Here is an 8,964-nt window from a genome sequence, read left to right as displayed (position 1 = left end):
TGTTGGAAAGACAATCCTTGAAGCATTGAATACAGACCTTGTATGTGATGCTATAAATACCGCTATGAGAGAACTCTTCCTCCAAATCGTTTATGGAAGAACTCAATCAGCATTTTCTGAAGGCGGACTCCCAATTGGAGCGGGCCTTGAAGACTTAGGTAAAGGTCACAGATCCCAGGTTGGAACCATCTACTCAACAAAAGCAAAAGGACCAAGATACTTGGAACTTACTGAAGGTTACATTACTGAAATAGCGCTTGACGAAGATGATGAAATCATCGGATACAAATACATCAATATGGGTGTAATGCTTGACCTTATTAAAGATGGAACAGACCCTGCAGAAGCAATCGAAAAGGCAAGCGGTCAATATGGAAGATTTGATGATGGGGTTAAGACAATTGACCCAAGGAAGGAATAGGAGGAATTATTATGAGTTTATTTGAAAGTTATGAAAGAAGAATAGATCAGATAGTTCCTATTTTTGAAAAATATGGCATTAAAGACTTCGAAGAGGCAAAGGCTATTTGTAATGAAAAAGGCTTTGATCCTTATGAAATTGTAAAGTCAGTTCAACCTATATGTTTTGAAAACGCTTGTTGGGCTTATACTCTCGGTGCAGCTATTGCAATTAAAAAGGACTGCAAAAAGGCAAGTGATGCAGCAACTGCTATCGGTGAAGCATTGCAGGCATTCTGTATTCCTGGAAGTGTTGCAGATGACAGAAAAGTTGGTTTAGGTCATGGTAACCTTGCTTCCATGTTGCTTAGTGAAGAAAGTGAATGTTTCGCATTCTTGGCAGGGCATGAAAGTTTTGCTGCAGCAGAAGGTGCAATCGGTATTGCTAACTCTGCAAATAAGGTTAGAAAACAACCTTTAAGAGTCATTTTAAATGGTTTAGGAAAAGATGCAGCATTGATCATCTCAAGAATCAACGGATTCACTTATGTTCAAACCGAGTTTGACTACTTTACTGGAGAAGTTAAGATAGTCAGAGAAAAGGCTTACTCCGATGGTGAAAGAGCTAAAGTAAGATGTTACGGTGCAGATGATGTAAGGGAAGGTGTGGCTATCATGCACCTTGAAGGAGTTGATGTATCAATCACAGGTAACTCAACAAACCCTACAAGATTCCAACACCCAGTAGCTGGAACCTATAAAAAAGAGTGTGTATTGCAAGGCAAAAAATACTTCTCTGTTGCATCTGGTGGAGGAACCGGTAGAACTTTGCACCCTGACAATATGGCTGCGGGTCCTGCATCCTATGGTATGACAGACACTTTAGGAAGAATGCATTCTGATGCTCAATTTGCCGGTTCAAGTTCCGTACCTGCTCATGTGGAAATGATGGGACTCATTGGTATGGGTAACAACCCTATGGTTGGTGCAACTGTAGCAGTTGCAGTGGCTGTAGAGGAAGCTTTAAAATAGGTTTAATATATCTTAAACCACCTATTTTTTCTTTTTTTTCATTTCCATTCATTTCAATTTTTTAAAAAGCATTAATAATAAATAATTAAATATAACTAAATGAAATTAACTAAGTTTATATATGGTTGAGGTCATATTATGTCAAATTTTAATGATGAAGAAAAGAGATTAGATCCTGAATTTACACAGCTTTTTGATGAATTTGCTTTTAGTGAAGTGCCGGGATCTAATGATATTGATGAAAAAACAAGATATGTTGTGATTTTAGCAAGTCTTCTTGGATGTCAAGGAGTAGACGAATTTAGGGCAATTCTTCCACTTGCACTTAAAGCTTTATCCCCTTTAGAAATTAAGGAGATTATCTATCAATCTACAGCTTATTTGGGTATTGGCAGAGTGTATCCATTTATTGGGGTGGCAAATGAAGTGATGAAAGTTGAGGGAGTTGAACTTCCTCTTCCAGGCCAATCAACCACCACTCCTGAAAATAGATTGGAGAAGGGCTCCCAAGCTCAAGTGGATTTATTCGGTGAACAGATGAAAGATTTCTGGAAAGCAAGTGATATCAATCGTTTTCTTGCAGATAATTGCTTTGGAGATTATTATACAAGAGAGGGACTTGATTATAAGACACGTGAGCTCATCACATTTTGCTTTTTGGCCTCTTTAGGAGGATGTGAAGGTCAGCTTATGGCACACACTTCTGCTAATTTCATGCATGGCAATGGCAAAGACTTTTTGATTGATGTGGTTTCCCAAATGGTCCCATATATTGGTTATCCAAGGTCTTTAAATGCTATAACTATAATTAATAAGGTTGCTGAACAATTAGAAGAATAATTATGAGGAATAATATGAAATATGAAAATAAAGAAGAATTTGAAAAGGTAAATACATTTGGAATAGGTCTTCCGAATGATGCTTTTGCACAATATTTTATAGGAAATTCTTATTTGAACCCATTGAATGAATTTGGAGAATCTGCTGTTTTCGTAGCAAATGTTACATTTGAGCCAGGATGCAGAAACAATTGGCACATCCATAAGGCGAGTAGTGGAGGAGGTCAAATCTTGATTTGTACAGCTGGTGAAGGATGGTATCAGGAAGAAGGCAAAGGCCCTGTAAGTCTTGTTCCTGGAACAGTCATTACAATTCAACCTAATGTAAAGCATTGGCATGGAGCTAAAGCAGACTCCTGGTTTGCACATGTTGCTGTAGAAGTTCCTGGTGAAGATACCGGTTCTGAATGGTTAGAAGAAGTAGATGATGAATATTATAGTAAATTATAGTACTTAATTAAATGTGATAAAATGAAATGTGAAAAATTAGAATTAACTGAGGAATGGGATAAGGTTTTCCCTAAAAATGATGATGTAGACCATAGAAAAATTACTTTTATAAACAAATATGGAATTACTTTAGCTGCAGACTTATACAAGCCAAAAGGTGCAGAAGGCAAATTGCCTGCAATAGCTATCAGTGGTCCATTTGGTGCTATTAAAGAGCAATCCTCTGGCCTTTATGCTCAAGAATTGGCAAGCAGAGGTTTCTTGACTATTGCTTTTGACCCTTCATTCACTGGTGAAAGTGGAGGGGCTCCTCGTTACATGGCATCTCCAGACATCAACACCGAAGATTTCCAAGCTGCTGTAGACTATTTGTCAACAAGCGATGAAGTTGATGCAGATAGAATCGGAATCTTGGGTATTTGTGGATGGGGAGGAATGGCTCTCAATGCAGCATCCATTGATACAAGAGTTAAAGCTACTGTAACTTCTACCATGTATAATATGACTCGTATAAATGCAAAAGGATATTTTGATGAAGCGGACAGTCCAGATGCAAGATATGAAATGAAGGTGGCTTTAAACAATCAAAGAACTGAAGATTATAAAAATGGTGAATATGCAATGGGTGGAGGAGTTGTAGATCCACTTCCAGATGACGCTCCATTCTTTGTAAAGGATTATTATGACTATTATAAAACTGAAAGGGGATATCATAAACGTTCACTAAATTCCAATGATGGATGGACAGCTATTGGATGCATGTCTTTCATTTCCCAGCCAATCATTGCATATAGCGATGAAATTCGCTCTGCAGTATTGATTATTCATGGTGAAAAGGCTCATTCATGTTATTTCTCTAAAGATGAGTTTGAGAAATTGACTGGTGACAATAAGGAATTGTTAATCATCCCAGATGCAGTGCATACCGATCTGTATGATGATATGGACATTATTCCATTTGATAAAATAGAAGAGTTTTATAATCAATATTTGTAATAGGATTTTATGATTAATATTTGTGATTAATATTATTCATTGAATTTCTTATTGATTTATAGTTAGCAAATTGCTAACTCTTTTCATTTTTTATTATTTTTTTTAATTTTTTGGTTTAGTTTTTACTTTACTGACTTATCAATAATTATTTAAAGGTTATATTGGTAATATAGTAGTATGATTTCATTTTTTATTTGTTTATTAGCATTAATTTTATCATATTTTATTTATGGTCGTTTTTTAGAACGTATCGTTGGTGTTGATGAAACTCATGTGACACCTGCCTACAGATTAGAAAATGGCGTAGATTATGTTCCAATGAATAAATATAAGAACCTATTGATTCACTTTCTTAATATTGCAGGTTTAGGTCCTATATTCGGAGCTATTCAAGGAGCTTTATTCGGTCCTGCTGCATTTTTATGGATTGTGCTCGGTACAATATTCATTGGTGGAGTTCATGATTTCTTCTCCGGAGTCATGTCCGTACGTAAAGATGGTTTATCTATGCCTGATATCATAAGTGAGTATTTAGGCGATAAAGTTAGAAAAATCGTTGGTTTTATTATAGTCGTTACAGGTATTCTTGTGGGAGCTGTTTTTGCAACAGGTTCTGCAGATTTGCTTTCAAGTTTGACAGGTGTTGAAACACATATCTTGCTAGTAATTATTTTTGCATATTTCCTTATAGCTACTTTGCTTCCTGTTGATAAGATTATTGGTAAGATCTATCCGATATTTGGAATTGTTTTCCTTATAATGGCTGTTGTTATGATTTCTGCATTATTGTTGAATCCTAATTATACAATTCCTGAATTTACAACTCCTGGGCTTTATTTAACTACAAAATCTATCTTCCCATTCTTATTTGTTACTATTGCTTGTGGTGCAATTTCAGGTTTCCATTCATCCCAATCTCCAATCGTTGCAAGATGTATGGAAAATGAAAAGGATATGCGTTTGGTATTTTATGGTGCAATGGTTGTAGAGGGAATACTTGCATTGATTTGGGCAGCTATTGCTATGGCATTTTTCCATGGACAACCTCAATTGGCGGTTATTTATGGTGCTACACCAGCAGTTGGAGTAAATGAGATAGCTACAACATTGGTTGGCCCTATTGGTTTAGTCCTCACCATCATTGGTGTTGTAATATGTCCAATCACTACTGGAGATACCGCTCTACGTGCTGCTAGAATAACTGTAGCAGACGGTTTTAAATTGGATCAAAAGACTTTAATGTCAAGGGTGAAAATAGCATTGCCTTTATTTATCATATCATTTGCATTGACATTCGTTGATTTTTCATTGATTTGGAGATATATGGCTTGGGCTCAACTGTTCATAGCTGTAGCAGTATTGTTGGCTGCAACTGTCTATCTGATTGAAAATAAAAAGCATTTCATTATCACTTTCGCTCCTGCTATTGTATGTTTGGTAATCGCTATTGCATATATTCTACAAGCCCCAGAAGGATTGAGATTGGATTCATTTGTAGCTAATCTGATTTCTGTAATCATAACCGCTATTTTCAGTGTGTACTTTGTTTTAAAGTACAGGAAATCATCAAAGGATTTAAATGAAGTATAATTTGAATCCTTTCTTTTTATTTTTACTTTTTTTAATCTTTTTTTAATCTTTTTTTTATTTAATTAGAAAGTTATTGATTTTTTAATTAATTTTTCCTTTTCTTATTTTTTCACTTATTTTAAATTCATTAATAAAAACTTATTAATTTGTTTTAATAAAGTAAGTTTATGGGATTATTTTCATTTTTTAAGAAAGATAAAGTTAAAGAAGTTAAGGAAGAATCTCAAGAGTCTCATATTGAGATCAATAGAGAAAATTGTAAAGCTTGCCAGAGATGCGTATCAGTCTGTCCAAATAACAGTTTTATTATTAAGGACGGCAAATCATCACTTAAAGAGGGTTTTGTTTGCAGAGACTGTAAGGTCTGTGTCGCAGCTTGTCCGAATCAGTGTATAAATTTTGTAAATTTTGAATCATAATTCTATCATATTTTTAAATTGGTTTTCAATTAATATTTTATCTAAAATGGTGTAAACATGGATATAGAAGGTTTTGTAAGAGGAAGACTTACAAAAGGTGAAGATGAAGAAGAGCTTAAGTCTATCCTTGCAGAAAGAATAAGAGAATTTAAGGACATTTCAGATGAACATTCCATATTGATGGCTGAAAGTGTCATCGATGAAGTCAAGACCACAATGGAGCTTAACAATACTGAAGACGAATTCTTAAAGGACATCATTACTGTGCCAAAGGCAAATGTTGGCATGGGGAAGATGGGTGTAGGTTCTCGTGGTGCAGGAGACTTCTTTGTACATAGAAAGATTGCACAGATTGTCAAAAGTACAAATGTCCAATCTGTAGTTGACCCAAATGCCCAGGATGATGGAGGAGTTGTTAAGGTTCCAGCACCTGGAGATGATGTTTATGTAACAACTGCTGTTGATGGAATTCACTCAAGACTCAGCGAATATCCATTTTTAGGTGGTTTCCATGTAACAAGAGCTACTTTAAGGGATGTCTGTGTAATGGGTGCAGACCCAGTGGCAATCTTAAGTGACCTTCACTTGGCTGACGATGGAGACATAGGCAAACTCTTTGACTATACTGCAGGTGTATGTGCAGTATCAGAGCTTATTGATGTTCCTCTCGTTGCAGGAAGTACCTTGCGTGTAGGTGGGGATATGGTGCTTGGTGATAGGTTAGTCAGCTGTGTAGGAAGCGTAGGTGTTTCACAGTACCCTCCAACTGCAAGAAAAGGAGCAACTGAAGGGGATATCATTCTCATGACAGAAGGTGCAGGTGGTGGAACAATCACTACAACCGCACTATATAACGGTTACTTCGATGTTGTATGGGATACAATGAACATCAGTTTCGTTAAGGCTTCAAAGGCATTGTTTGCAGCAGATCTCGTTAAGGATGTTCATGCAATGACCGATGTAACCAATGGTGGCCTTAGAGGAGATGCTCATGAGATTTGTGAAACAACCGGTGTAGGATTGGAGTTCTACCATGATAAAATCAAGTCCACTGTAGCTCCAAATGTATTGAATATGCTTGAAGATTTGGATATTGATCCTCTTGGAGTTTCTACAGACTCTCTTATGCTTGTAGTTCCTCCAGAAATTGCTGAAGATGTTAAAAAGGTAGTTTCTGATGTTGGTGTTTACATTACTGAAATCGGTGAGGTAAACGATAAAGGTTCCCCTATTCTTCTTAAGGAAGATGGAACAGAAGAAACTTTAGTTCCTTTATTCAGAGAAGCTGCATACACTAAAATCAAAAAACTTGTTGGAGATACAACTCCAGAAGACTTTGAAATCATGAAGGAAAAAGTCCAAAAGGCAGCTGATGAGTCCATCAAGAAAAAAGAAAGAGTTATTGATTATATTTTATCTAATAATAAATGATAAATTATTTTTTAAATTTTTTATTTTTATAGATTTTTATTCTAAAAATTAAATAGGTGATATAAATGGCAGAAGGTGCAGAAAGAATAGATGAATTTATGAATGAAGCAGGTGTGTTTTTCTTAGCAACTGTTGATGGAGACAAACCAAAGAACAGACCTTTAGGTTTCCATCTTCTAAAAGATGGTAAGCTTTACTTTGGTGTAGGAAACCATAAGGATGTCTACAAACAAATGGAAGCAAATCCTTATGTTGAAATTGTAGCACTTGTTGAAACTGATTTCCTAAGATACTATGGAAAAGCGGTATTTGAAGAAACCTATGATATGGCAGATGCTATAGTTGCTGGAAATGAATTCTTGCAAGGAATCTATAATGATGAAACCGGTTTTAAAATGGCTATTTTCCACTTGGAAGAAGCTACTGCGGAAATCCGTGATGTAACCGGTAAAATCAATGAATCCTATAATTTCTAAAAATTGATTTTATTTATTTATATTCTTTTCATTTTTTCTTTTATTTTTTATTTTTTTATCAAATTATTTATTTGCTCTATTTTAAGTAAAGATGTGTATTTATGAATCGATTAAGCAATTTCATAGGAAATCTAAAAAAGCCAGGTGAATTGGATTTGATTAAAGGATTTAAGTTAGAATGCGAAGCAAATGATTTGGGTAATATGAAATATATTGTAGACAAATTCGTTGATTTTTACCCAGATTCCTATTATGCTTCCAGTTCTATGGTAATCTACATTATTAAGTTGTATAAGGAGAATCCATTAAAAGTATCCCCAAATATGCTCAATAACTTAAGCATTATGGAGAAGAATATACGATTTTTCGACAATTCAAATTCAGAGCCATTGGATGCTGAAGAAACAGAGATAAGGCAATGGTATAAAAGAGAATTCGATGAAAATGTAAAATTCATGGAATCTGAGGGTTATAGGTTTTCTTCGGATGTTGAATAATTTAAAAATTTGGTTTAGAATTTTATTAACATTAATTAAAAAATAATATTTTAAGGTTGATAATATGGTATTTCGTGTTGAAAAAAATTGCACTGGCTGCGGAAGATGTGCAGAAGTTTGTGACTTAAATTTAATTAAAGTCTATGACAATTATATAGAAATGGACATTGACAATTGTCAGCATTGCTCAAAATGCGTATCAGAATGTCCAAACAATGTTTTTACAAAAACAGTAATTTTAAAGCATTTTTTAAGTATCTTTAGAAGTAAAATTAAGATTTAGCAGAAAAGTATTTTCTAGGAGTTTTATTTTTTCTGCCTACTTAAATGATTTATGGATTGATTTTTCTTGTTTCTACGGAATTTTTTTCTTTTTTCTTTTTTAGATGTATTTCCATTACTCTTTTTCTTTTAATTGGCAGAGTTCTTTTTTAATTTTTTCTATCTCTTTTTCCCCATATCCTGATTCTTCTATGTTGAATATTGCCAATTCATAAATAATATTCCTAAGTCTTTCCCCTCTTTCTGTTAGATGGTAGGAGGTTTCATTTTCATCCACTATTTTTTCAATTATCTTGTTGTCTTCTAATTCTTTCAGTCTTTGACTGAGTACTTTATTGGACAATTCCGGTTTGTCTTCTTTAAATTCGCTGAAGTAACTTTTTCCAATGATAATGTCCCTAATGATATAAATTGTCCATTTGTTTTTAAGCAAGTTGATGTTTTTTTCAAATTGGCAGTATTCTGGCAATTTATCAAATTTTCTTTGTATTGTCATAATCTCACTAATTTTAAATCTATCAATCCACATTTAAATTTTTTTTCAAATATTCTT

The 8,964-nt window shown here is 34.4% G+C and carries 11 protein-coding genes and 1 pseudogene; 11 read left to right on the top strand and 1 reads right to left on the bottom strand.

The genetic code is table 11. The features are described from left to right. The 11 genes and pseudogenes from ACKI67_RS05355 to ACKI67_RS05305 form a co-directional block, all read left to right on the top strand. A pseudogene (locus ACKI67_RS05355) lies at window positions 1-421 on the top strand (hypothetical protein); the annotation flags it as partial. 11 nt (window positions 422-432) lie between these two features. Further along, a complete protein-coding gene (locus tag ACKI67_RS05350; RefSeq protein WP_407462396.1) occupies window positions 433-1,431 on the top strand; it encodes a GGGtGRT protein in 999 nt (332 codons plus the stop codon). A gap of 138 nt (window positions 1,432-1,569) precedes the next feature. Next, the gene (locus ACKI67_RS05345; protein WP_407462395.1) at window positions 1,570-2,271 is read left to right on the top strand and encodes a carboxymuconolactone decarboxylase family protein; all 702 of its coding nucleotides are present in this window, start codon (window positions 1,570-1,572) and stop codon (window positions 2,269-2,271) included. Between the two features lie 14 nt (window positions 2,272-2,285). Next, window positions 2,286-2,720: a cupin domain-containing protein gene (locus tag ACKI67_RS05340; RefSeq protein WP_407462394.1), complete on the top strand. Its 435-nt coding sequence runs from the start codon at window positions 2,286-2,288 to the stop codon at window positions 2,718-2,720. 21 nt (window positions 2,721-2,741) lie between these two features. After that, window positions 2,742-3,716 (top strand): alpha/beta hydrolase, encoded by a 975-nt coding sequence (locus ACKI67_RS05335; RefSeq protein ID WP_407462393.1) that lies wholly within the window; start codon window positions 2,742-2,744, stop codon window positions 3,714-3,716. Between the two features lie 177 nt (window positions 3,717-3,893). Next, window positions 3,894-5,306, top strand: a complete 1,413-nt coding sequence (locus ACKI67_RS05330) for a carbon starvation protein A (protein WP_407462391.1) — start codon at window positions 3,894-3,896, stop codon at window positions 5,304-5,306. Window positions 5,307-5,473: 167 nt separating this feature from the next. Beyond that, complete coding sequence (locus ACKI67_RS05325; RefSeq protein ID WP_407462389.1) at window positions 5,474-5,725, top strand: 4Fe-4S dicluster domain-containing protein; 252 nt, start codon at window positions 5,474-5,476, stop codon at window positions 5,723-5,725. Window positions 5,726-5,782: 57 nt separating this feature from the next. Beyond that, window positions 5,783-7,156, top strand: a complete 1,374-nt coding sequence (locus tag ACKI67_RS05320; RefSeq protein WP_407462388.1) for an AIR synthase-related protein — start codon at window positions 5,783-5,785, stop codon at window positions 7,154-7,156. Between the two features lie 65 nt (window positions 7,157-7,221). Beyond that, window positions 7,222-7,632 carry a pyridoxamine 5'-phosphate oxidase family protein gene (locus tag ACKI67_RS05315; RefSeq protein WP_407462387.1) on the top strand — a complete coding sequence of 137 codons (411 nt, stop codon included), beginning with the start codon at window positions 7,222-7,224 and terminating at the stop codon, window positions 7,630-7,632. Between the two features lie 101 nt (window positions 7,633-7,733). Beyond that, window positions 7,734-8,129: a hypothetical protein gene (locus ACKI67_RS05310; protein WP_407462385.1), complete on the top strand. Its 396-nt coding sequence runs from the start codon at window positions 7,734-7,736 to the stop codon at window positions 8,127-8,129. Window positions 8,130-8,193: 64 nt separating this feature from the next. Then, window positions 8,194-8,412, top strand: coding sequence for a 4Fe-4S binding protein (locus ACKI67_RS05305; RefSeq protein WP_407462384.1), 219 nt, complete (start codon window positions 8,194-8,196; stop codon window positions 8,410-8,412). 114 nt (window positions 8,413-8,526) lie between these two features. Here ACKI67_RS05305 and ACKI67_RS05300 read toward each other — a convergent pair whose 3' ends face one another. Beyond that, window positions 8,527-8,907, bottom strand: coding sequence for a winged helix-turn-helix transcriptional regulator (locus ACKI67_RS05300; RefSeq protein WP_407462383.1), 381 nt, complete (start codon window positions 8,905-8,907; stop codon window positions 8,527-8,529). Window positions 8,908-8,964: the final 57 nt, after the last annotated feature.

The organism is Methanobrevibacter sp. (assembly GCF_045577275.1).
Classification (GTDB): domain Archaea; phylum Methanobacteriota; class Methanobacteria; order Methanobacteriales; family Methanobacteriaceae; genus Methanobrevibacter.
The sequence above is the reverse complement of the archived record's forward strand: the minus strand, read 5'-3'. Positions and strand labels throughout refer to the sequence as shown.

What these genes read in the sequence shown, in the direction of transcription:
- ACKI67_RS05350 (WP_407462396.1), top strand. Translation starts at nt 433, where the DNA reads ATGAGTTTATTTGAAAGTTATGAAAGAAGAATAGATCAGATAGTTCCT.
- ACKI67_RS05345 (WP_407462395.1), top strand. Translation starts at nt 1,570, where the DNA reads ATGTCAAATTTTAATGATGAAGAAAAGAGATTAGATCCTGAATTTACA.
- ACKI67_RS05340 (WP_407462394.1), top strand. Translation starts at nt 2,286, where the DNA reads ATGAAATATGAAAATAAAGAAGAATTTGAAAAGGTAAATACATTTGGA.
- ACKI67_RS05335 (WP_407462393.1), top strand. Translation starts at nt 2,742, where the DNA reads ATGAAATGTGAAAAATTAGAATTAACTGAGGAATGGGATAAGGTTTTC.
- ACKI67_RS05330 (WP_407462391.1), top strand. Translation starts at nt 3,894, where the DNA reads ATGATTTCATTTTTTATTTGTTTATTAGCATTAATTTTATCATATTTT.
- ACKI67_RS05325 (WP_407462389.1), top strand. Translation starts at nt 5,474, where the DNA reads ATGGGATTATTTTCATTTTTTAAGAAAGATAAAGTTAAAGAAGTTAAG.
- ACKI67_RS05320 (WP_407462388.1), top strand. Translation starts at nt 5,783, where the DNA reads ATGGATATAGAAGGTTTTGTAAGAGGAAGACTTACAAAAGGTGAAGAT.
- ACKI67_RS05315 (WP_407462387.1), top strand. Translation starts at nt 7,222, where the DNA reads ATGGCAGAAGGTGCAGAAAGAATAGATGAATTTATGAATGAAGCAGGT.
- ACKI67_RS05310 (WP_407462385.1), top strand. Translation starts at nt 7,734, where the DNA reads ATGAATCGATTAAGCAATTTCATAGGAAATCTAAAAAAGCCAGGTGAA.
- ACKI67_RS05305 (WP_407462384.1), top strand. Translation starts at nt 8,194, where the DNA reads ATGGTATTTCGTGTTGAAAAAAATTGCACTGGCTGCGGAAGATGTGCA.
- ACKI67_RS05300 (WP_407462383.1), bottom strand. Translation starts at nt 8,907, where the DNA reads ATGACAATACAAAGAAAATTTGATAAATTGCCAGAATACTGCCAATTT.